Consider the following 306-nt stretch of genomic DNA (forward strand, 5'->3'; position numbering starts at 1 on the left):
TCTCAGACGTTCCGTCATGTGCTCTTATAACCAGATTAACAACAGCTACGGCTGCTCCAACAGCTACACTCTGAACAAGCTTCTCAAGGCCGAGCTCGGCTTCCAAGGGTTTGTCATGTCAGATTGGGGCGCCCACCACAGTGGCGTTGGAGATGCTTTGGCTGGCTTGGATATGTCCATGCCCGGTGACACTACCCTGGGTAGCCCCTACACCTTCTGGGGGACCAATCTGACCATCGCCGTTCTGAATGGCACCATTCCCGAGTGGCGTGTGGATGACATGGCTACCCGTATCATGTTAGACGA

General features: G+C 54.6%; 1 protein-coding gene. It reads left to right on the plus strand.

Translation table 11 applies throughout. The features are described from left to right. Positions 1-16 precede the first annotated feature (16 nt). Positions 17-306 (plus strand): glycoside hydrolase family 3 N-terminal domain-containing protein (locus GSQ75_RS18950; RefSeq protein ID WP_305782239.1); only part of this gene is annotated, 290 nt, incomplete at its 3' end.

This window comes from Dyella sp. S184, from assembly GCF_009766065.1.
In the GTDB taxonomy this organism is placed as follows: domain Bacteria; phylum Pseudomonadota; class Gammaproteobacteria; order Xanthomonadales; family Rhodanobacteraceae; genus Rhodanobacter.